Genomic DNA, 22,933 nt, shown 5'->3' with positions numbered 1-22,933 from the left:
GTATTTGAGCTAAAATAGAGGATCATCATGGTAGTAGGTACTAGAGGGATAAAAGTATGAATGGTGGCGGAGAAAATCTCTTCAAAGCAATCTCAAGTGACACACGTCTTTCTATTCTTGAAAGCCTGAGTGAAGGGGATAAGCACATCTCAGGGCTTGCAAGAGAAATAGGGATCTCCGTGCCCGTTGCTGCAAAACATGTGAAAGTGCTGGAAAAAGCCAAACTCATAGAGAGGAAAAAGTTCGGAAATACTCATATGATAGGCATAAAGTTGAATAATGTCTATTCTTTTCTGGACCGTTTTGCAGAAAACAGGAAGCTTGAGGTGGAGGAGGGAACGAGTTTACTTGAAGCCCTGAAAAGTGTAGCCGCTGTAGAGGTAAAGAAAATGGGAGACAGGATAAAAGTCGTCTCTACGGACGGAGAAGAGGGCTTTTATATATATGAGGTGGATGGCAAATTATCGGATAAAACTGTAGACGAATACGAGTTTTACGAAGATGCCATCGTTGAATGGAAAAAGCTAATTCCGGTCACAAAAAAAAGGCTGTTTGTAAATATTAAAAGATAAAGCAGCCCCTTCTAGAGCTGTTTTTAACAGAATATTTCTCTGGAGCTTCACTCCCTTTAGAGATTCATCCCCTTTAGAGATTCATTCCTTTAACTTTGCCAGGACTCCAAGGTGGTCTTCGTGGTAGGGCATAAGGTCTCTGGCAGTAAGGATTTCGAATCCGGGTTCAAACGCCTGCTCAAGCTTTTTTACTTCTTCCTTGAAGATTTCCTTCGGACTTGCCGCAGTGTCGATGCTGCGAGCCTTGATCGAAAGCAGGAGATAGCCGTTTTTATTCAAAAAGCGTGCCGCATTTCTTGCAGCGATTTCTGCCTGGTTAGGCTGGGCAACGTCCTGAAAGATGAGGTCTACAGGTTCAACAATATGAGCGTAACTATCCGGTTTTCCCGCATCAGCAAGAATAGGGAAAATGTTTTTGCGTCTTGAAGCAAGCCTTATGAAGTCGCGCATGCTTCTTGAGGCAAATTCAACGGAGTAGACTGCCCCTTCGGAGGCGATATCGGAGACATGGCTGACTGTTGTCCCGGAAGCCGCCCCCAGATAGAGGACCTTTGAATCCTTACTCAGAGGAATATTGAATTTTTTGAGCACCATGGCTCCGAGCTTGCTCCTGCGAGGGTCCCATGTCCTGTACTCGGCCCCTTCAACAGAGATCAGCTTTTCTCCGTAGACCACTTTTCCGGGGTCAAGGTTCAGGGTAGCAAGCTGCCTTTTATCCTTCATAATCTCGAAAATCCCTTCGGAAAGCAGCTTTATGTCGGGCATTTACTTCCTCCTCTTCTTCTTTGGTTTTCCCCTGCCCTCCTGCCGCTTCTGGGGAGGTTTCGGGTTTGCAGCCCTGATCTTCCGGACTTTTTCTTCCAGTTCCCCCATAAGGGAAAGGTCTTTTGTTGCAGAATAAAAGTCAATTCTTGCAGCAAGGGAAATTTTTGCTGCAAGGGCTCTTGCAACTTTCCCCCTCACCCACCAGGGAGAGGTATTGATAAAGGGATGGCTGTAGATCACCCCGTGTTTAGGGGAAGGGGCCCGGGCACGCAGGTGTTTGAAGAGAGCTTTATTTGCCCCAATTACCTGAATGGTACTTGAAGGAAAAGCAGCAAGTTTTTCAAGGCTGCCTGCAATGCTTATGAGCCTTGCCCCGAGCATGGGGCCCGCAATAGTAGTCAAGTTGGGGGCAAGGGCTTCCATACTGCTCTCGATGTAAGCTTCGAGCTGCTTGCGCCGGGAATAGAGACTGCATACGCTTTCTGCAAAACCCTTAAGAAGCGCCTCATCTGCAGTTTCAAGTTTTGCTCCCATGGAGTCCCTGGCTTTTAAGTAAAGAGGGTCATCAGGAGGAACATTTTCCCGGGAGCCATATTTGACGATAAAAAGTGCTAGAGCCTCTCCGACAAGCCCGCTTTCGGGGAAATATCCCCCGTACCACTCAAAAAGCCTTTCCGAAAGGGAATTGGTGGTTTCATTGATGTCATCCAGGGCTTCTACTGCCTGAACTATGCGCTGGTCAGGGGTAATAGCTTCTGAAACCTGGAGTTTTGCGGCTTCCAGCGTGACTTCATGTAAAAGGGAATAATATTCCGAAAGGGAAGCTACAAACCCGCACTCAAGGGCTGCAGCTTTCAGGTCAAAACCTTCGGGCGGGAGATTCTCCCTGCTGCTCCTTAATGAGAGGGAACGGAGCGCAAGCTCCCTTATGCCTTTGGGGAAAAGATCGAAGGCAAGGATTTCTCCGCCACTGCCGACCTCAAGGCTTCCAAACCAAGTGTTGATTTTCAACCGGAGCCTCCGAAGATGTCCGCACCCCGGTTCTTTGCCTTTGTAAGCATTACTTCTCCGCCAAGGGATTCGTCAAGCATATGCTGGACTTCCTTCTGGAGCTTTTTGCCTTCGCTCTGGCTCCCTACAATCCCGTAGACGACAGGCCCGAAAGAACTAACCCCTGAACCGCTGGCCCCGTTGTCCTGCATATATTTCATTGCCTTGAGCACGGGTTCGGGCTGAAGTTCTACTTCCCGCTTTTTAAAGCCCACAGTCTGGACATGGTTGATTGCCTTGCCGAAACTTTCCAGGTCCTCTTCGATTATCGCAGGGAGCATCTGCATGAGAATCACATGAGATACTTCCTGGACTTCCCTTAAAGGAACGGGACAGACTTTTTTGAAGATATCGACTTCTTCGACATCATGGGCGCCCTTGGTGTCGGGAATTGCAAGGACGATATGCCAGTCGGGGAAGTCCCTTCTAAAAAGCACAGGACCTGGAGGCATATGGCTGGCTGCCGATGGAGAAAATGCCCCTTTATCCCTGAACCTGTGCCCGCCATCCAGGATAAAACCTCCATTTTCAAAAGCAGCAACTCCTATTCCGGAGGTTCCGCCTCGACCCACGGCAACTGCGAGTTCCCGGACACTTTGCCCAAGCCCGTAAATCTCATTTACGGCTGCTGCTGCCGAGAGTGCGGCCTGGGTTCCGGAGCCAAGCCCAACATGGTCGGAGAGGTCCCTTTTGATATGAATCCTGATGCCTTTCCCTGCCGGGAGTACAGCTTTTGCTGCTTTTAGCATCCTGCCTGCGAGAAGAGAATCTCCCACAACTTCGACAGCATCCGCTTCAGTTGCCGAAATTTCCAGGCCGGGTGACTCGAGAGTGATCCCTACACCTCCATCGACCCTGCCGATCTCTGCATTGAGGTCGATAAGGGTAAGATGCAGTCTGGACGGAGACACTACATTAATCATGTTCATCTGTATCCTCATTGCTTATTCATAAAGCTTAGGAGTTTATCTTCGAACTACCCCGAAGTTTTTCCTTAACAATCGAATAAGTGAAAGATAAAGTTTTCCAGTTAAATATAAATTTAATGAATGGAAAAATCAGCGAATATATTTTTATACGGATTTCCGCACTCCCCCGGAAATCCAGCAGTGTCTCCATAAACACGGGACACACAGAAAAGTTGCAGTTCCGGCAGCGGCTGTAAACCATTCCCAGAAAAGCATGTATAAACCCGCAAAGCATCCCAGTATCTGCGGGATCGGAAAGCCCGAAAGTAAGGTCAGCTTTCAGGTTCTTGATTTTTATTGCGGAAAGTGTGTCGGAAAACAGACGGAACAGTGGTTTTCGAAGGGCTTTGTAAGCTTCCAGGCCCCAGTGAAGTTTTTCCCTGGTGCTCATGCCTTTTTTTGCCTCAACCTCAGCTTCCGGACCGGCTCTCTTGTTCCTTCTTAGCCGGGCAAATAGCCCTCTCTTCTCTTTGTCCTCAGTTTTTTCTTTCAACGTGATATTTTCTTCAATCCCGGCTTTTTCTTCAATTTCAATTTTCTCTTTGCCTTCAGTCCTTTCTCCAACCGTAATTTTCTCTTTGCCCTCAGCCTGTTCTTTAATCCCGGTTTTCTCTTTACCCTCAAGGATTACAGTTTCCTCTTCAGGAGCCTTTCCTCCGGCCTCCTTATCTTTTTCCATCTGCATTTTGAGTTCTGCTTTTAGAAGGTCTTCTTTTCTGCTTTCAGACTGCTCAGGCCCTCTTTTCTCCTGTGGAGTTCCGGTTTCCACGACCATTTCTCTTTTTGTTTCTGCTTCACCAGGCTCCGATTCCGGTTCTTCGGGAAGGCATTTTTCTTCCCCGGGCTCTTTAATTGAAAAGGTATGGGAAAAAAGCAGCCATTTTACAGTAAATAGACCTCCCAGTTCTTTCTTTTCTTCCACACTCAGAACCTTGAGCTTGAAAGTGAGGCCTATTGCTGTAAAAAGTATGAATAAAACAAGCAGAAAAACCAGAAGAAAGAGATAGATGATAATCATGCTGAACAAGTTGAGGGAAAAAGATAGCCCTGACTATCTGAAGACCCAAAAGTTTAGTTCTGATCCCTGAAAAATCCCTTAAAAAGGTTTAACCCGGAGGATTTACTGGAAACATCCCCCTTTCTCTTCGGGTTCCTCATGCTCTTTAACTTCCGTTTTGCCGACTTCCGGACCCTCTTCTTTTTTATGTTTGCCGGTCTTGCCTTTGATCTTCTCCAGAACATCAGGCACGACCTCCTGAAGGGAACTGAGGATTGACCCTACATCACCTTTCTCAGAGATCCGGAAGATTTTTGCATCATCTTCGGAGAGCATAATAAAAGCAACAGGCTCGATCTTCGCGCCTGCACCTCCGCCGCCTCCATATCCGGATTCTTTCTCCTTCTTACCTTCCCCGCCTCCGCCTCCAAAACCCATTGTGAGTTTGGAAACAGGAATAATTGTTTTCCCGGCAGCTGTAATAGGATCTCCTACGACAGTTTTCGTAGTTGCAATTCTTTCAAGTTCACCTGCAATTTCTTTAATGGTCTCTTCTACGCCCATCTTTTCTATCCCCCGATATTTACGGTATCATTTGTTTATATGAATAATAAATGTTGTCCATCTTCTTTAGATTTTCCACGTAGTCTCAATAAATATCAACTTCATTATATTTGAGTAATCCTGTACTTCACAGCCACAGTTTCGAACTTCTCGTCTTTTACAATAACGTGGAAGGTAAAAAGCCTTTCCGAAGAATATACAACCGAATCTGCAACAGAATCGGAACCGAAATCAGAAACTGGCCTCACATATGAAGATATGAAAAATAGAGGGAAAGAAGTTGTCCAGAGGACTGGGGGGAAGAAGCCACACAGACCCCAAAACTTGATATAGTATACGGAATGATTTGCCGATCCACCATATTATTCTATGAAAGAAAAATAAAAAGATTAAGAATACCAAAAAAGGAAAAATTGACTGAAAACTGAGTGAAGATTTTGATACAGAAAAATTGATTGATGAAGGTTTCTCCTGTTATATATTTTTTAATATTTTCAGGTTCAGAAGAACCTTTTATCTTCATTTATGCTTTGTAACCCTATAATATAAAAGGGCTCCAGACTTCAGCCTCATATGACATATTTTATCTCTATTTAAAAGTATTAATCTAAACCAATATATTTATATCATTTCATATGCTTTCCAATTTAATTAAAGCTCTTAACATAAAGAAGTAAGTCTGTTTATAAAAAATATACTTGTTAAATCATTAAAAGTCAAATCTGTACATAGTTGGAATTTAAGAGAGGTCAGAGTAGCCCCCAACAGATGAAATTATATCCATAATACAGATTTCGCCCCCAATTTTTTGAATGGACGGAGGAATTAGAAATTAAAAGTAGATTACAAAGTAGATTAACCGTTTCACTAATTGCGTTTCTCATTTTAATATTAATTTCAGGCATCGGAGCCGCGGATGAGCTCATCGTCCAACCAGGAGATTCAATACAGGCTGTTGTTGACAATGCAAGTTCAGGGGATGTAATAACCATTCAAGCCGGGACTTATACCGAGAATCTCAAAATATATACAGATAGCCTCACGATCAGATCGGAATCCGGAGACCCTGATGATACAATAATCAAAGCTAAAAGTTCAACAGACAACGCGACCTTTGTGGATGCAGACGGGGTCAAAATTAGCGGCATAACAGTTACCGCAGCAACCGGGTCCGGCGTCTCAGGAATCTGCCTTTCCGGATGCAGTAACTGTAGGGTTGAGAATAACAAACTCACAGGCGACTCGCAGGGAGTTTATCTTGAAAAATCCAAAAGATGCACTGTCTCGAATAATCTGGTCAAAGACAATAGAGCGTATGGAATTTATCTTTTGGGCTCCAGTATCAATAACATTTCCGGAAATACAGTTACCAATTCCGGGCGCGGCATCTATATAGGCAACTCTGACGATAATATCATTTCAGGCAATACTGTAACTTCGAATAATGTTTTAGGGCTCTATGAATGCAGCCAGTGCGACTATAATACCGTGTATAACAACTATTTCAATAACACCAAGGTAACCTTAAATGGCGGAAATGGGAATTCCTATAACACTACAAAAACCGAAGGCACCAATATAATTGGCGGCTCTTATCTGGGTGGAAACTACTGGGGAAAACCTGATGGAACGGGATTTTCCGATACTGCAAAGGACGAGGACGGAGACGGGATTTCCGATTCAGCATATGATATAAACAGCAAATATTCAGATTACCTGCCTCTTGTATACCCAACGCCTGAACCTGTACCCCCTGTTGCGGACTTCAGCAGCAATGTTACCTCGGGGGATGCCCCGCTGACAGTTAAATTCACTGACAAAAGCACAGGAGATCCCACTGGATGGAACTGGGATTTCGGAGACGAAACTACTTCAACAGAACAGAACCCCGTACATACATACACCTCAGCGGGATCTTACACGGTAACGCTCACAGCAAGCAATGCGGACGGGGAATCTTCAAAAACAGATTCGATAAATGTCCTTCAAAGCGCTGAACAGGTAGTTGCTGACTTTACCAGCAATGTTACCTCCGGAAATGCCCCACTGGAGGTTTCATTTACCGATACGAGTACGGGCTCTCCAACAGCCTGGAACTGGGATTTCGGAGACGGAAACACTTCAGCAGACCAGAACCCCGTACACATATATACCTCAGCAGGAGCTTACACGGTAACGCTCACAGCAAGCAATGCGGAAGGGGAATCTTCAAAAACAGATTCGGTAAATGTCCTTCAAGCTCCTGAAATGGTGCGTCCTGTTGCAGATTTCAGCACAAACACTACTCAGGGCCCTGCCCCTCTTGCAGTCCAGTTTACCGACCGTTCACAAAATGCAGTTTCATGGAGCTGGGACTTTGACAACGACGGACAGCCTGACTCTACCGTCCAGAGTCCGGTTTACGTGTATGAAGCTCCGGGAGACTATACCGTTAACCTGACAGTAAGCAATCCAAACGGTACGGCTTCAAAAACTCTCGGAATAGAAGTGCTGGAACCGGAAGAGGACGAAGGGCTTCCTGTTGCAGACTTCAGTGCAAATGTCACCAGCGGTTATTACCCTCTTACAGTCCTCTTTACCGACCTTTCACAAAACGCAACCGGAAGAAGCTGGGATGTTAATGGTGATGGTGTCGAAGACTCTAATGAGGCAAGCTTTGCTTATACCTACACTTCCAGAGGGACTTACGAAGCTAAACTGACCGCAACCAATGAAAACGGCACGAACACAAAAACCATGGAAATAGATGTAAAGAAGAAGAGCAGCGGAGGAAGCAGCAGTGGTGGCGGAGGTGGAGGCGGGGGATCCCCCGAACCTGCAAGAAACGTTGAAACTAAAGAGCTTGCTCAGGTCTTTATCATAAACGGCAACGCTGTGAAGTTTGATTTCACAAAGAATGCAACCTGTGTTGCGTATGTCGGGTTTGATTCGATCAGAAACGCAGGCAAGACAACAACTATTGTCGAACAATTAAAAACGAAATCCACTCTTGTTTCGGAGCTGTCCAAAGGAGAGGTCTACAAGTACTTTAACGTCTGGGTAGGGAACAGCGGGTATGCAACCTCAAAGAATATAGAAAACCCGGTGGTCTGCTTCAAGGTTGAAAAGTCCTGGCTGCAGAATGAAAATATAGATCAGGATTCGATTGTCCTTAACAGGTATAATGATGAGAAAAACTGGGAGCAGCTTACAGCCAACCGGACAGCTGAAGATGATAACTACCTCTATTACACAGCCAGTGTCTCCGGTTTTTCTTTCTTTGCGATAACGGGTACGGTTACGAAGCAGATTGAAGAAGAAAGTAAACAGATTCCTGCCGAAGAAAGATCGGTTGGCGAGATTCAATCAGAAAAGGAAGAGACAGAAGAAACCGAATCGAATGAGAGCACAGGGGACTTTAATACCATAACCATATTAAGTATAGTAACCGTGATCGGATTTCTGGGGCTAGCTGGACTGATGCTGAAGAATATGAAGGAATGATAATGGAAGTTTACAAAATTCCATTTTTCCATTACATTTTTCCTTTATATTTTTCCATTACATTTTTCCTTTATATTTTTCCATTACATTTTTCCTTTATTTACAGTTAAGACAAAATAAAACATATTTGAAAAACTGGAAGCTAGCGTGAAGAAGCCGTTTTTACTAATTAGAGCTTTTCTGCAAGGCTCCCGAACTCCAGCCGACCTGAAGCAGGAGATTTAAGCCCCTTTTTTTCGTTTTCCTTATTCCCATGATCCTTTTTTTCAGGAGAGTAGGGCACTATATTTGCAAAAAATTCTTCTACAAGGCTTCCGACATCCCTTGGAGCTACATCAAGAAACTCCTTACTTTCCTCGGGCGGGAAGTAACCGAAAACCGAAAACTTGCCCAATTTACGCGCCTGTGAACCCTGGTAGCGGGCATCCAGGAGGATTCTTACCCCGAAATCTCCCGGGGAGCGGACAACTCTCCCCATTGCCTGCCTGACCTTCCTTATAGTTGGCACCTGGACTGCAAATTCCCAGCCTTCCCCGCAGCCAAAAACCGTATCATAAGCAGACTCTACGGCTTTTATCCTGTCATTCAGAGCCGGGTATCCCACACCTACGACAATTACGGTCCTGCCGCGGGAGTCTCTGAAATCGACACCTTCGCTTAAGGTTCCCCAGAGATAGGTTATGAGCACGGCTTTTCCTCCCTGCTCCCCTTTTTTGAAAAACTTCTGCCTGATTTCCTGGGCTGAGACCCCGATCTCGTCAAGAAAAACAGGGACTGAAAGCTCGGGTTCAAGGAGTTTTGTATAGCGGAGGGCTTCCGCATAGCTCTGGAAATAAATGATCACATTCCCTGGCGATGCAGCCGTGGCAGCAAGAAGCGATTCTTTCAGGCTTTCCAGAGTTTCGGGGCTGTCCCTGTTTTTTGCAAAAAGGGGTGGGACCGAAACCGCAAGGGTAAGCCTTCTTTCCTTTGGAAAAGTGATCCCGTAGATAATTTCTTCCACTTCCCGCGTAATACCGAGAGTGGATTTGATCATCTCGAAAGGCCGGAGGGTAGCTGACATCAGCACAGCCGAATAAACGGAATCAAGCAAAGGCTGAGTCACATTTTTGGGAATACAGGTGAAAAGTTCAAGCCTTCCGACTACCCTGTCGCTTTTGAAGTCTCTGCGCATGTTCAGGATCGGGTAATAGTTCTGCCTGTCCGAAAGCACAAGATAGGAAGAAAGAAAATCGGCAACATATCGAATCTGGGAGCGCTTGGGCACTGGAAGTAGCCCTTTTTTGTAATTTTCAGCGTAGATATCTTCCAGCCTACCTCCGAATTCCCCGATTTCCCGCAGCCGAGTCAGCACTTTTTCTTCATCTGCAAACCCTTCTTTCTTTGCATCCCGCAAAAAACGAGCTTTCAGGATGTCGAGGCGTTCATAAGGGTCGCTTATCTGGATATCCTGCCAGTGTTTTCCAAGCCTGTTCCTCTCTCCGAACTTCAGTTTTGAGTCATAGGTCTCCCTGACTGCATTAAGCAGACAGGAAAAGAGCCTTTTTGCATAGAGCCGGGAAGCATAGTCCTGGTCAAGAGGAATCCCAGGCCCGGATCCGGAGCCTGTCCCGGACACACCTGTACGTGTTCCGAATACAGGAGAGCTGTCAGGCTCGGGAATTTCCCCTACCTCGGAAAGAGCTTTTTCAATGGTTAGCTCGGAGAGCATTACGGAGGAATGGGACCTGGCAGAAGCCTCAATGTTGTGGGCTTCGTCAAAGATAAGAATAATGTCTTCAGGGTCTCGCTCAAGCCATTTAAGGAGGGTCATGAAGATGTCAGCATTGAGTACATGGTGGAAATTGCAGATAAGAAGTTCCGTGTTTTTAAGTTCCTTTTTGAGCAGCTCATACCCGCACATGCCCCGGTCCTCCGCATATTCCATTATCTCTTCGGGGCTTCTTACATCGGAAAAGAGCCAGGAAGAAAACTCATTTCCTTCGAACCTGAGGACTTCATAAAGCTTTGAGCAGGAGTGGCTCCTCAGGCCTTGAGCTTTTTTTCGGGCTTCTTCGAGTTCTTTTTCAAGCTCGTTTCGGAGGGCGTAAAGGGCAGGGTCTTTTGTCCGTTTGTATTTTTCATAGGCGTCCTTGAGTTCTTTTTCCTTTGAAGAGACCTCACGCTCAAAATCAAGGAGATCGTATGTGTTTTCCCCTTTCAGCCTGCACTCCTCGTAGTCGAGATTATCGGGACACATGGAGGTCTTGCCCTTGAAAACAATTGTTTTTATGCTGTTGTCCCTGTTGATGTCCCTGGCTTCGTGGATGAACTGGACCATCTGCTGGTGGACATTCGTGACTATGATTACGACCTTGTTGAGCTTTCTGCCCACGTGTAGGGCAGGAGCAAGGGAGCTCAGGGTCTTGCCTGTTCCGCACGCCCCTTCAAAAAGTACGATTTTCTGATTCAGGAGAGCAGAGTGAATCTTCTCCATGGCTTCTCCCTGATTAGGGTAGCAGCTTTTTTTTGTAAAGTACCTCATGTATCCGTTCTTCTGTTCCATGCGCTTAACCCTGTTTTTGTCTCCGAAATTCAAAATTTCCAGACCCGGAAGCCTTCATCAAGCTCCCTTAAACCTTTTTTGGCCCTTCTTTATCCCTTACCTTTTTAGCCCCTATGCCCACATAAATTCGAGTCCTGTACGGAGCAAACTAAAGAAATATTACAATGTTCTGAACCCCATACGTTTTACATCCAGATAAAAGTAGGGGCCTCAATTTATGCAGGCGTACGAGTGGAAGACTTATGTACCTGTTGAATGGTATTATTCCTACCTGTAAAGTGGTATTATTTTTATCTGTTGGGTGAAGGGTTTCTCATTGTATTGGCAGCCGAATGTATTTTCCGGGGGGTTCTTCTGAGGTTTAATCCCGATTTTCCCCGGATGCCGACCTGTTACCGATAAACCCTTAGATAAACCTTATATTATATAGGTGATTTTGAGAGTATCCATAACCCAATATAAAAGAAGAATATATGAAAAAGTTCGAGGAATTTTCAGGTGGACGAAAGAAGTCAGATGCTTGCAAACGAGAAAATAAGTAAACTTCTCCTTAAACTTTCAGTACCGGCAATGGTAGGAATGCTGGTGCAGGCTTTTTATAACCTCGTAGATACGATATTTGTAGGTCATGCTTATGGGGCAGACAGTATCCAGGCTATCGGCGGAATTGCCGTAGCCTTCCCGATCCAGATGGTAGGGATGGCTGTAAGTCTTGCCATAGGGATAGGCGGTTCATCCATAATCTCCCGCCGCATGGGAGAAAGGGAGATGAAAAAAGCCAATAAAACCTTTTCAAACCTGATATTCCTATCCATTCTTTCAAGCCTCCTGATCACGGGAGCCGGGATTTCCTTCATAGTTCCTCTCCTGAAACTATTCGGAGCTACGGAAACTATTCTTCCCTACTCTCTCGAATACCTGGAAGTAATCCTTTATGGAACAGTACTTTTTTCCCTTGCAATGGTGACAAATTCCATTGCCCGTTCCGAGGGAAATGCAAAGGTTGCCATGAACTCCATGATGATGGCAGGAGGCCTGAACATAATACTCGACCCCATCTTTATTTTTGGTTTCGGGATGGGGATTAGAGGAGCTGCCATTGCAACGGTTCTGGCCCAGGGAATAGGAGTGCTTTACATTGCCCGGTACTTCCTGAGCGGGAAAAGTACACTCAGGTTCCACCCTGCTGACCTCAAGCCGGACAGCAAAATCATAAAAGAAGTCCTGGCAATAGGAGCGTCTCCCTTTGCACGCAACGTGTCAAGCAGCTTCATGATAATAATCCTGAACAACCTCCTTGCCTTTTACGGAGGAGACATAGCCATCGCTATTTTCGGAATCATCAGTAAGCTCCTGATGTTTACCTTAATGCCCATGTTCGGAATAATCCAGGGCCTTCAGCCGATTGTAGGCTTCAACTACGGGGCAAAAAACTTTGGGCGTGTCAGGGAATCGGTAAAGCTTGCTATCATTATCACAACAGGCATGTCCATTGCAGGTTTCCTGGTACTCTACCTGTTTCCGGAGCAGCTTTTCGGAATTTTCAGCGGAGACCACCAGTTGATAGTCGAAGGAAAAAACGCCGTAAGAATTGTGGTGCTGGCAACTCCCCTGATAGGCTTTCAGGTCGTAGGAGGAGCTCTTTACCAGGCCCTCGGAAAAGCAAGACCCTCCCTGTTTTTATCCATGTGCAGACAGGTGCTTTTCCTGATCCCCCTTGTGCTCATACTCCCGAAATATCTCGAACTCTTCGGGGTCTGGGCAGCTTTCCCGCTTGCAGATACCCTGGCTTTTGCGGTAACCCTGATCATGGTTATCCGGGAGTTCAAAGTGCTTGCTGAGGAAGGAGAAAATATGAGAAACGACCCAATGAGAAACGACCCGCTTGCAGGGAATTAACCTGCTTTCGGGAGTTGCCCTTAATTACCCGCTGATAAAAAACAGTTACTGTGAAAGCCTCTCAGAGGTTTTTGCTCCCTCATTTTTCCCAAGAATGCATTCCCTGCCGAGGTAGCCGTTTCCCCATTCACAGAGCGCTTCGAGAACCGGAATTACGGTTTTTCCAAATTCTGTAAGAGAGTATTCAACCCTTGGTGGGATCTCGGGATAAACCTCCCTGAAAACAAGCCCGTCGGCTTCAAGTTCCCGAAGCTGTTTTGTAAGCATTTTGGGAGAAATACCCTGCATATTCTGCCGCAGTCCTGAAAAACGCAGTTTTTCTCCTCTCAACTGCCAGAGGATCAGAGGCTTCCATTTGCCCCCTATGACGTCCAGGGTTGCTTCCACAGGGCATTGATAGTTTTTTTTGTTGTTCCTCTCACTAACCATAAACTCTCATTCTATCCTTTTTGTTACTAAGTATCCGGATTGTATGTATGGTATATAAGTATAGTAGTTGCAAATTAAATAGCAGCACGCGTAGATTACGTAATGCAAAAAGAATTTTAGATCGGTTTTTAAAATCGGGTATAGGAATTGGATTTTAAAATCAAATTGGAATTTGATTTTAAAATCAGGTTATAGATCTGACAGATAAATGTGATTAAAAAAGAAAGGTAATTTAAAAAGCATTGAAAGGTGTGAACAAAATGAAAGTCATAGGTATTGTTGGAAGTCCCCGAAAGAACGGAAACACAAATATCCTTGTTCAGCAGGTCCTTGAAGGCGCGGCAGAAGCAGGGGCTGAGACCCGGAACTTCTTCCTCAACGAGATGGACTACAAAGGCTGTCAGGGCTGCAACTACTGCAAAGCCAATGACAAATGCAAGCTTGAAGACGACCTTGCGGAGCTTTTCGATGAACTGTTAGCAGCTGACGGCGTTGTCTTTGGCTCTCCTATTTACTTCGGCCAGTTTACAGGTCAGATGCGGCTTTTCCTTGACCGCTGCTATTCCCTCATAAACGCAGACTTCTCCTCCCGCGTCCCGGCCGGGAAAAAGGCTGTAATCATAGGAACTCAGGGAGCCCCTGACGCTGCTGCTTTCAAAGGGGTCTTTGAGGAGTTTGCAGGGCAGATCTCAAACTTCATGGGCATGGAAGTAAAGGATACGATAGTAGGAGTCGGATACCACGCCCCCGGAGAAGTAAAGGGTGATGTTGAACTTATGGAAAAAGCAAAAACTGCAGGCTTAAACCTGTTTAAGTAATCAGACATTAAAGAAAAAAACCAAAGATGCGCTGGCACACCCCGCTACAAACTACGGGGTATGCTCATGCCTCTTCTCCAGTTGCCACAAACCCTGGACTCATCAACTCCCGGATTTGTTAATGAGCGAAATATTTGAATTAATGGAAAAAAATAGTAGAAAAAGCCGACTCCCTGTGGCAATAATGAATTATAAAGAAGGGATGAACCTACGACTGAAGATCTTAAAAAAGCCCTCCTCCAGAAATGCGAAAGTATGGATATACCCATGGTTGGGGTTGCCAGTATTGAGAGATGGACTAAACCTCCTTTTTTGCCCTGGATGCCTGAAGAATTCTATCCTCAATCCATATATCCGGGAGCAAAATCAGTGATAGTTATCGGATTGCCGATCCCTTTACCGGTGCTGGAGACGTCTCCTTCGATATATTACCGCGAACTGTACAATACTGTAAATACCTTACTGGATCAATACACATATCGACTTGCCAATTTCCTGACCGATAAAGGATATCCATCTATTTTCGTACCGAGAGACGGGTATGGGAACGTTCAGGTACTCCTGGAAAATCCCATTGCATTCTTTTCTCACAGACATGCTGCTTTGCTCGCTGGCCTGGGGAACTTTGGGGTAAATAATACGATCCTTACCCCGGAGTATGGTCCCAGGGTCCGTTTAGGTTCAATTCTGTCCACAGCTGAACTTCCTCCAGATCCGATGCTGGAGACTGAACTTTGCACTCGCTGTATGCGTTGTGTAAAGATGTGCCCGGCAAATGCTCTAAATAAGGAAGATTATCCCAGCGGACTAACAGATAGGAAAGCCTGCTCCTCTTATAGCGCTGAATTAAACAAGCGTTACATTTCACCTTGCGGAATATGTATCAAGGTCTGTCCGATAGGAAATGATAGAGCGCTATATAAAAGGGACAACGATGCAATATACGTAGATAAGGATCTTTTTGCCAGCCATCATAAAGCCTGGAAGCATGTTAGATCTTATGGCGGAAAAAGACAATAAAACGGGGTGAGAGAAAACTGCAGAAGCATTTCCCCACCCAAATCATTCACGAATGAATGGGGAGTCTGAACATGGAAACTCTTGAAGCAATCCACACTCGCAGAAGCATTCGAAAATACACCGACAGGCCAGTTCCTAGGGAGCTTGTTACCGAACTGCTGAGAGCTGCAATGAACGCTCCTTCCGCAGTTAACGCCCAGCCCTGGATCTTTATTGTTATCGATGACAGGAAGATTCTGGACGAGATTCCCACTTTCAGTCCTTATGCGGGAATGTGCGGGGAAGCGCCTCTTGCAATCCTGGTCTGTGGGGATACGACTCTGGAAAAAGCGCCGGGGTACTGGGTACAGGACTGTTCGGCAGCCATCCAGAACCTTCTGCTTGCAGCTCATGATGCAGGGCTTGGAGCAGTCTGGACAGGGATTTTTCCCATGACAGACAGGGTTAAAGGTTTCAGGAAAACTTTCGGACTGCCGGATTATGTATTTCCTCTCGGGCTTGTGCCTGTCGGTTATCCTGCCGAGAAACCCGAACCTCAGGACAGGTACAGGGAAGAAAAAGTTTACCACAACAGGTACGGCCAGAAAAAAGGATGAGGCTATAATACTGGCAGGATTAAGAACTGGCAGGATTAAGAACTGACAGAATTGAGAACCGAAAGAACAGGACTCTTTATAGGTTGGGGATTTTATTGACGATAAAGGTTGTTGCCAAAAACCAGGTCAAACCTGAAAAAATTCAAGAATTTATGGATTTGTGTAAAAAGCTTGTAGAAGAATCCGTAAAAGAAGAAGGCTGCATCGAATACGGAGTATATCAGGAATCGGAGAATTCGGGAATCCTGACGATGTTAGAAGAATGGAAAGACGAAAGCAGCCTGGATGAACACTTAAAATCCAGGCATTTTACAGAAATATTTCCTTTGCTTTCAGGATGTCTTGAGAAAGAAACTGAAATTAGTGTATATAGAAAAAAGCTGTGATTTACTTTTTACTCCCCAAGCTCTATTCCCATGCATTCCCATGCATTTTTTGAAGAGGCGCAATCAAATCCGAGAACCATTAAACCCGATGCCCTTCGAACTCGATATCTTCGAACTCGATATAAGATATGAATGCATAAATAGGCTGGGGGAAAGGAAACATGGCAGAGAAAATCAAGATCAATAACAACGTATTTATTTATCCGATGCCTGTGACCCTTCTCGGGGCAAATGTGAAAGGAAAAGCCAATCTCATGGCCCTGGGTTGGGTAAGCCGTGTGAATGCAAACCCGCCCATGCTTGGAGTCGGAGTCAATAAATCCCATTACACTCCGGAAGGGATCGCGGAAAACGGAAGTTTCAGCGTGAATTTCCCTTATTCCGGAATGGTGAAAAAGACCGACTACTGCGGGCTGGTTTCCGGGGAAAAGGTCGACAAGTCAGGCCTGTTTGAAGTGTTCTACGGGGAGCTCAAAACCGCGCCCATGATCAAAGAGTGTACGCTGAACCTTGAGTGCCGGGTGGTTGAAACTTTGGAGTTTCCGACAAACTACTTTTTTGTGGGGGAAATTATTGCAGCTTATTCCGAAGAGCAGTACCTGATACAGGGAAAGCCCGACATCAAAAAGATGGACCCCCTGCTCCTTACCATGCCGGATAACAGCTACTGGACAGTAGGGGACTATGCGGGAGCAGCCTTGAAAACGGGGAAAAGCCTGATGGAGAAAAGATGAACTGAAAAAGAATGAGTAATCAGGAGAAACAAATAATGAAAGTCATTGCATTTAACGGGAGCCCGCGAAAGGAAGGCAATACAGTCACTCTCATAAAACACATCCTTGCCGAGCTTGAAAAGGAAGGAATCGAAACCGAAATGGTGCAGATTGGGGGAAAAAGCGTCCACGGCTGTACAGCCTGTGCAAAATGCTATGAGAACAAAGACAAAAGATGTGTAATTGACAAAGACATTGTCAATGAATGTATTGAAAAAATGCTTGAAGCCGACGGCATAATCCTTGCTTCGCCCACATATTTCTCAGACCTGACCCCTGAGCTTAAAGCACTTATAGACAGGGCAGGCTTTGTCGCCAAAGCTAATAACGAAATGTTCAGGTACAAAGTGGGTGCAGCCGTTGTTGCGGTCAGGAGAGCCGGGGCAGTTCATGTCTTCGATTCTATCAACCATTTCTTCACGATTTCCCAGATGGTAATCCCGGGGGCAAGTTACTGGAACATTGGAATAGGACTTGCTGAAGGGGAAGTCGAAAAAGATGAGGAAGGCATCCGGACCATGCAGGTGCTGGGCCAGAACATGGCGTGGTTACTGAAGAAAATAAATGCATAACTCTACGAAAGAGGGAGCCTTACTTTTTTATTCCGGGAAACGAATTCCATAGCTAGAAAAAGGGGGAATAAAATGAAAGTTTTGTACATTTACGCACACCAGGAACCGAAATCCTTTAACGCTGCTCTGAAAGACACAGCCCTTGCTGCTCTGAAAGAAAAGGGCCACGAAGTAGAACTTTCGGACCTCTATGCAATGAACTTCAATCCCGTGCTTACTGAGAAGGACTTCACGGATCGGAAAAAGCCGGATGTTTTCAAGCCTTTCCTAGAGGCGATTCAAGCATCCAAAACAGGAGCTTTTGCTCCCGACATACTGGCTGAGATGGAAAAAGTAAAATGGGCCGACTTCCTGATATTTCAGTTCCCGATTTACTTCACGTCCATGCCTGCGATCCTCAAAGGCTGGATAGACAGAGTTCTTGCTCCGGGCTTTGGCTTCAATCCTCTCACAAACAGCGCCTACGAGACCGGACTCCTGAAAGGAAAAACTACAATGATCACCACCACCACAGGGGCTTCGGAGGAATGGTATTCCGAAGGAGGGGAGCATGGAGACCTGAACAGGCACCTTGAATCGGTTACCCACTGTGTTTTTGAGTATATGGGGATGAAGGTACTGCCGTCCCATATTATCTATGAGGTGAGCAGCCTTACAAAGGAAAGAGGGGCCGAAGAACTCGAGAAATATAGGAAGAGAATTTCCGAACTATAAATAGGGAAGAAAACGCCTTTTTTTTACTTTTTTTGAAATACCAGTAATGGTAGACAATCTCAAGTATAAACTACTTTTTAATTATATTTATATGTTGGGTTTTTATAAAAAGATTTATTAACCGTTATGCGAGTTCAGACATAACATTGAACTTTCATCAGAAGAGGTTTTTGAATGAAAAAAGTCTGCGCACTCTTAATAATCATGGTACTTGCAATCTCCCTGGCCGGTTCAGGCTGTACTGAGAAAGGAACATCTACGGTCTCGGAAACCCAGGAAAAAGAGTTTTCCGGGCAGCAGATCACGGTTTGTTCCGGCGCAGGGTTGATAAAGCCCATGAACGAATTGGTTGCAAATTTTGAGAACGAGACCGGAGCGGATATTGAGGTTCGATACGGAGGAAGTGCCGAACTCTTCGGGATCCTGACCTCAAAGGAATGTGATGTTTTTATTCCCGGGGATTTCTACTATACCGGACAGGCTATGGAAAAGAATTATGTTTACAACGAAAGCGTAACCAACCTGACCCTGCACGTCCCGATAATTGCAGTTCCCGAGGGAAACCCGGCAAACATAAGCAAGCTCGATGACCTGGCAAACCCCGGAGTAAAACTGGCTCTTGGAGACCCTAAAGGCCCTGCTATAGGCAGAGTCTCGGAAGCAATCTGTACAAAGGAAGGCATCCTTCCTGAAGTTGAGAATAACACAATTGTCAAAACTGCGACCGTAAACCAGCTTCTCATCTACATTGTATCTGGAGAAGCGGACGCGACAATCATCTGGGAGGATATGGCAAGCTGGAGTGAAGCCAGCGGAAAACTCGAAACAATCCCTATCCCCGAAGAACAGAATAAAATAAAGACCATCCCCACAGCGGTTTCAGTTTATACCGAAGACACTGAACTGGCAGAAGCATTCAACACTTACATTGCAGGCGAAGAAGCAAAAGAGGTCTGGGAAAAATGGGGCTTTGAGCCATGCGAGTCTTAAAATCCCCGGACGTCTTAAAGTCTCTGGATATTTTGAAATTTTCAGACACCTTAAAACCCCAGGGCCTGAACCAATCCTGGTTCAGGAAACTCACCATAGGCATTGCCTTCTTCTTCACTTTGCTTCTTTTTTTATCCGTAGGGATCCTGCTCTTCGTCCTCACACCCTCAGAAATCCTCTCGGCCCTGCTTTCGGAAGAAATGTTCTATTCCATGAAGCTTTCCATGCTGACCTCATTTGCTTCGACCTTTTCGGTCATGTGCTGTTCGATCCCGACAGCCTATGCCCTTTCCCGCTTTTCATTTCCGGGAAAAAGCCTCATAAAGGCAATACTGGGACTCCCGATGGCTTTTCCGGAACTGGTCATGGGCCTTGCTCTTCTGCTCCTTTTCGGACACGGGTTTCTAGGTCCTTACCTTGAGGCAGCAGGGATAAAGGTGACCTTCACAAAGCTCGGGATAGTGGTCGCCCAGTTTTTTGTCGCCTTTCCTTATGCTGTAAGAGTTATCTACTCCACCTTTGAAGACATAAACCCGCGATACGAGCAGGTCTCAAGGAGTTTCGGGTACGGAGAGTTCGAGACTTTCAGGCATGTAACCCTGCCCATGGCCAGAAGCGGGCTCTTTGCTTCGAGCGTAATTACTTTTGCCCGTTGCATAGGGGCTTTCGGGGCCGTGCTCGTGCTTGCAGGGGGCTCTTACATGCACACCGAAGTCCTGCCCGTGACCCTCTACCTGAACATCTCCTACGGAAACCTGGAAATGGCAGTGACAAGCGGGATTTTGCTTATGGGAATTGCTTTTCTTGCAATCCTCAGCTTTGAAAGGTTTGAAGGAGGGAGGCTGTGAGTTTCCTGGAAGTCAGGGACATCTACCTTGATGTGGGGAGCTTCGAACTTAAAGGCATAGACCTGAGAGCCGAAAAAGGTGACTATGTAGCCCTGATCGGGCCCTCAGGCAGTGGGAAGTCTCTCCTGCTTGAAACCATAATAGGGTTTTACGGGCCCAGGCAAGGGAGTGTTTTCCTTGAAGGCAGGGACATAACCTTCTTTTCCCCCGACAAAAGACAGATCAGCATAGTGTACCAGGACAACATGCTTTTCCCCCACATGGATATTTTTGAAAATATCGCATACGCCCTCAGGAAAAAGCTAAAGGACAAAAAACAGATCGAACTCGAGGTAACTCAGATTGCCGGAGTCCTCGGGATAAGAGAACTCCTGCACAGGAAACCGGACACCCTGAGCGGAGGAGAAAAGCAAAGGGCATCCCTTGCAAGAAGCCTTGTTGCCAGGCCAAAGCTGCTCCTTCTGGACGAGCCCTTCAGTGCCCTTGACGCAAGGACAAGGGAAAAGCTCAGGGAGATGCTGAAAAAGGCAATTGCTGACTACAGCACCACTGTCCTGCACGTGACCCATGATTTCGAAGACGTCTGGGCCCTGGCAAACCGGGTAGTGGTCATAAGGAAAGGAGAAGTTATGCAGGTAGGAGACCCTGAGTCCGTCTTTAGGAGGCCTTCTCCGGATTTCGTGGCCGAGTTTCTGGGCACCAACGTGCTGAAAGGAACGGTAAAGGCTCTCGAAGGAAAACTCACAGTGATTGACGCCGAAGGTATGGAAATCTATTCCGCAGACCCCGCCGAACCCGGAGAAAATGTCACGGTCTCCATCCGCCCGGAAGAAATCATCCTTGCCGGAGGGACTGTGGAAAGTTCGGCCCGGAACACCTTGAAAGGAAGAGTTTCGGGAATTTTCAAAAAGGAACACCTTGTCGTGGTCGAGGTAAAGATGGGGAATTCAGAAATTAAAGCCGTGGTTACGCCGACCTCGTGTGAAATGCTCGGGATCGAACCGGGCAGGGAAATGTATGCTGTGTTCAAAGCTTCGAATGCCAGGATAATAAGATAAGATGAACGCAGATAAAGAATTAAATGAACATAAATCAGGAAAAGGTTAACAGAACCGGAAATAAAGTTAACACGGATTGGTAAAGTAAAGAAAAACATAAAATAAAAATTGTTGAGGCAAAGCATGATAGATCTTTTTGACCTTTATTTTTACGAGGATTGTCCCTATCAGGATGAAAGCGCAGAACTGCTCAGACTTGAAGGCCAGGGAAAAATGAGAATTATTTCAAGAGAAAACGGGACCTGTGCCTGCGCCGGAGAACTGGCGGAGTATTATGAAAGAAAAGGCCTGAAAACCCTGAATTACCTGGGAGACGGGGAGACTTTCAAGCCAGGAAATGCAATTTTCGAAGCCGAAGGAGACCTCAAACTCCTGTTCAGGTTATGGAGAGTCTCCCAGACCTTCCTTACCATCACGTGCGCGATTGCCACAAAAACAGCTTCCATGGTAAGTGCAGGCCGAAAGGTAAACCCGGACCTTATTATTGCAACAAGCCGAAAGACCCATCCAGGGTTCCGGATATTTGAGATGAAAGCCGTCCGGGCAGGCGGAGGAGACATCCACCGCAACTCCCTCAGCGACTCCATCCAGTTCAGCCAGAATCATCTGGGAGTTGTCGGAGAACTGGGAAAACTCAGAGCTGTAAAGAAGATAGAAATCGAACCCAGATCAAGAGAAGAAGCATTCAAATATGCCGAAATGGCAGATATAATGCTCCTTGACCACCTATCCCCGGAAGAACTGCAGGAACTCGGGCCCAAACTAAAGAAGCTCAATCCCAAACTCGAACTTGCAGTTGGAGGAATCGAAGCAAAAAAGATTCCCGAATATGCTCCCTTCGTCGATATTATCGTCATAAGCGCTCCATATTACGCAAAACCCCTTGACTTTACAACGAAGATCAACAGAATATAAGAAAAAAGAATAAGCAGGTAGCAGCATGCCGGAAACAGAATATCTCGGAAGGGTAAAGCTCCCGGAAAAAGAAGAAAAAGGAAAAAAGGAGAGAAGAATGACAGGAATTAAAAGAAGGGAAAGGGCAGAGGAAGGAATAGGGGAAAAAACCGGAATCCTCCCCGCCCTTGTATCTGCACTTAAAAACGACCTGGGACCTGCCCTTGAAGAAATCGAAGTAAAGGATGTCAGGATAGGGCTTGCCTATACGGGCGTCCTGATCTCCGAAAACTACGGAGGAGTTGCCTGCACCCCCCTCTACGAGTTTTCCTGCTGCCCTGCCCTGGGTTTTACGGAAACCCTGAAAGGGAAAACTGCGGATAAGGTGCTCGAACTTGCCCTGTCGGAAAAACCCCTTGAAGCAGCAGTCGGGATTGCAACCGCAAATGCGCTTTCTCACATGCTGCGGGACCTGGAACCCGAACACTTCCAGCGCTCCTACTCGGACATCCTGGACCTTATAAAGCCCGGGGATAGGGTTGCAATGATCGGCTACTTCGGCCCTCTTGTCCCAAAAATCCTGAAAATAACCGAGAAACTCACAGTCCTCGAAAAGCGTGAAATCGAATCCCCTAAAACCAGGACTCTCCCTTCGGGAAAAGCCAGAGAAATCCTCCCCGCATCGGATGTAATCATCCTCAGTGCAAGTACCCTTGCCAACAGGACCTTTGACGAACTCCTTTCCTTCCGCGGTACAGCAAGAGAAGTTGTCCTGCTTGGCCCGAGTGCTCCTCTCTACCCGGAACCTTTCTTCGAGAGGGGAATTACAGCAGTGATGGGGACCCGAATTATTGACCCCCGGGCAATGCTTACAGTGGTCAGTGAGGCGGGAGGCACTAAGAAGCTGCACCAGTACTGTGGGGAGAAAGTTGCATTCAGGAAAAGAGAACAAAAAAAGAATAAGTCCGCTTGAGCGAAGCGAGAAAATCAGA

22 protein-coding genes are annotated in these 22,933 nt (G+C 46.1%); 15 read left to right on the top strand and 7 right to left on the bottom strand.

Annotated elements, in window-relative coordinates:
- Window positions 1-56 precede the first annotated feature (56 nt).
- Window positions 57-572 (top strand): winged helix-turn-helix domain-containing protein, encoded by a 516-nt coding sequence (locus tag MA_RS01810; RefSeq protein ID WP_011020400.1) that lies wholly within the window; start codon window positions 57-59, stop codon window positions 570-572.
- An 81-nt stretch (window positions 573-653) separates the two neighbouring features.
- Here the strand turns inward: MA_RS01810 and MA_RS01805 are convergent, their stop codons facing one another.
- The 5 genes from MA_RS01805 to MA_RS01785 all read right to left on the bottom strand — a co-directional run bounded on the left by MA_RS01805 (window position 654) and on the right by MA_RS01785 (window position 4,916).
- The gene (locus MA_RS01805; protein WP_011020399.1) at window positions 654-1,337 is read right to left on the bottom strand and encodes a fibrillarin-like rRNA/tRNA 2'-O-methyltransferase; all 684 of its coding nucleotides are present in this window, start codon (window positions 1,335-1,337) and stop codon (window positions 654-656) included.
- Entirely contained in the window at window positions 1,338-2,348 is a 1,011-nt protein-coding gene (locus MA_RS01800; RefSeq protein WP_011020398.1) for an NOP5/NOP56 family protein, read from the bottom strand.
- Complete coding sequence (locus MA_RS01795; protein ID WP_048064863.1) at window positions 2,345-3,310, bottom strand: beta-ribofuranosylaminobenzene 5'-phosphate synthase; 966 nt, start codon at window positions 3,308-3,310, stop codon at window positions 2,345-2,347. The genes MA_RS01800 and MA_RS01795 overlap by 4 nt, the downstream gene beginning before the upstream one ends.
- 34 nt (window positions 3,311-3,344) lie before the next feature.
- Window positions 3,345-4,373 (bottom strand): DUF2953 domain-containing protein, encoded by a 1,029-nt coding sequence (locus MA_RS01790; RefSeq protein ID WP_048064862.1) that lies wholly within the window; start codon window positions 4,371-4,373, stop codon window positions 3,345-3,347.
- Between the two features lie 102 nt (window positions 4,374-4,475).
- Complete coding sequence (locus tag MA_RS01785; RefSeq protein ID WP_011020395.1) at window positions 4,476-4,916, bottom strand: GerW family sporulation protein; 441 nt, start codon at window positions 4,914-4,916, stop codon at window positions 4,476-4,478.
- Between the two features lie 831 nt (window positions 4,917-5,747).
- Here MA_RS01785 and MA_RS01780 point away from each other — a divergent pair.
- Complete coding sequence (locus MA_RS01780; RefSeq protein ID WP_011020394.1) at window positions 5,748-8,399, top strand: PKD domain-containing protein; 2,652 nt, start codon at window positions 5,748-5,750, stop codon at window positions 8,397-8,399.
- Window positions 8,400-8,568: 169 nt separating this feature from the next.
- Here the strand turns inward: MA_RS01780 and MA_RS01775 are convergent, their stop codons facing one another.
- Entirely contained in the window at window positions 8,569-10,944 is a 2,376-nt protein-coding gene (locus MA_RS01775; protein ID WP_048066079.1) for an ATP-dependent DNA helicase, read from the bottom strand.
- Between the two features lie 498 nt (window positions 10,945-11,442).
- Between MA_RS01775 and MA_RS01770 the strand changes: the two genes are divergently transcribed.
- On the top strand, window positions 11,443-12,843 hold the full coding sequence (locus MA_RS01770; protein WP_011020392.1) for an MATE family efflux transporter: 1,401 nt from the start codon (window positions 11,443-11,445) through the stop codon (window positions 12,841-12,843).
- Window positions 12,844-12,888: 45 nt separating this feature from the next.
- Here MA_RS01770 and MA_RS01765 read toward each other — a convergent pair whose 3' ends face one another.
- On the bottom strand, window positions 12,889-13,272 hold the full coding sequence (locus MA_RS01765) for a winged helix-turn-helix transcriptional regulator (RefSeq protein WP_011020391.1): 384 nt from the start codon (window positions 13,270-13,272) through the stop codon (window positions 12,889-12,891).
- 260 nt (window positions 13,273-13,532) lie between these two features.
- Between MA_RS01765 and MA_RS01760 the strand changes: the two genes are divergently transcribed.
- The 12 genes from MA_RS01760 to MA_RS01705 all read left to right on the top strand — a co-directional run bounded on the left by MA_RS01760 (window position 13,533) and on the right by MA_RS01705 (window position 22,914).
- Entirely contained in the window at window positions 13,533-14,090 is a 558-nt protein-coding gene (locus tag MA_RS01760) for a flavodoxin family protein (protein WP_011020390.1), read from the top strand.
- Between the two features lie 255 nt (window positions 14,091-14,345).
- Window positions 14,346-15,110 carry an epoxyqueuosine reductase gene (locus tag MA_RS01755; protein WP_011020389.1) on the top strand — a complete coding sequence of 255 codons (765 nt, stop codon included), beginning with the start codon at window positions 14,346-14,348 and terminating at the stop codon, window positions 15,108-15,110.
- Window positions 15,111-15,181: 71 nt separating this feature from the next.
- Complete coding sequence (locus MA_RS01750; protein WP_048064860.1) at window positions 15,182-15,706, top strand: nitroreductase family protein; 525 nt, start codon at window positions 15,182-15,184, stop codon at window positions 15,704-15,706.
- Between the two features lie 95 nt (window positions 15,707-15,801).
- Window positions 15,802-16,092: a putative quinol monooxygenase gene (locus tag MA_RS01745; protein ID WP_157860072.1), complete on the top strand. Its 291-nt coding sequence runs from the start codon at window positions 15,802-15,804 to the stop codon at window positions 16,090-16,092.
- Between the two features lie 161 nt (window positions 16,093-16,253).
- Window positions 16,254-16,826, top strand: a complete 573-nt coding sequence (locus tag MA_RS01740) for a flavin reductase family protein (RefSeq protein ID WP_011020386.1) — start codon at window positions 16,254-16,256, stop codon at window positions 16,824-16,826.
- A gap of 35 nt (window positions 16,827-16,861) precedes the next feature.
- Complete coding sequence (locus MA_RS01735) at window positions 16,862-17,437, top strand: flavodoxin family protein (protein WP_011020385.1); 576 nt, start codon at window positions 16,862-16,864, stop codon at window positions 17,435-17,437.
- A gap of 72 nt (window positions 17,438-17,509) precedes the next feature.
- Window positions 17,510-18,151, top strand: a complete 642-nt coding sequence (locus tag MA_RS01730) for an NAD(P)H-dependent oxidoreductase (protein WP_011020384.1) — start codon at window positions 17,510-17,512, stop codon at window positions 18,149-18,151.
- 174 nt (window positions 18,152-18,325) lie between these two features.
- On the top strand, window positions 18,326-19,141 hold the full coding sequence (modA, locus tag MA_RS01725; protein ID WP_011020383.1) for a molybdate ABC transporter substrate-binding protein: 816 nt from the start codon (window positions 18,326-18,328) through the stop codon (window positions 19,139-19,141).
- The gene (locus MA_RS01720; RefSeq protein ID WP_011020382.1) at window positions 19,129-19,989 is read left to right on the top strand and encodes an ABC transporter permease; all 861 of its coding nucleotides are present in this window, start codon (window positions 19,129-19,131) and stop codon (window positions 19,987-19,989) included. The genes modA and MA_RS01720 overlap by 13 nt, the downstream gene beginning before the upstream one ends.
- Window positions 19,986-21,047, top strand: coding sequence for an ATP-binding cassette domain-containing protein (locus tag MA_RS01715; protein ID WP_011020381.1), 1,062 nt, complete (start codon window positions 19,986-19,988; stop codon window positions 21,045-21,047). Before MA_RS01720 ends, MA_RS01715 begins: the two co-directional genes overlap by 4 nt.
- A 123-nt stretch (window positions 21,048-21,170) precedes the next feature.
- Window positions 21,171-21,962, top strand: a complete 792-nt coding sequence (locus MA_RS01710; protein WP_048064859.1) for a nicotinate-nucleotide pyrophosphorylase — start codon at window positions 21,171-21,173, stop codon at window positions 21,960-21,962.
- 25 nt (window positions 21,963-21,987) lie between these two features.
- Window positions 21,988-22,914 (top strand): Rossmann-like domain-containing protein, encoded by a 927-nt coding sequence (locus MA_RS01705; RefSeq protein ID WP_011020379.1) that lies wholly within the window; start codon window positions 21,988-21,990, stop codon window positions 22,912-22,914.
- Window positions 22,915-22,933: the final 19 nt, after the last annotated feature.

The sequence above is a fragment of the Methanosarcina acetivorans C2A genome (assembly GCF_000007345.1).
GTDB classification, from domain to species: domain Archaea; phylum Halobacteriota; class Methanosarcinia; order Methanosarcinales; family Methanosarcinaceae; genus Methanosarcina; species Methanosarcina acetivorans.
Note: the sequence above shows the minus strand (reverse complement) of the source record. Positions and strands in the feature narration are given on the sequence as shown.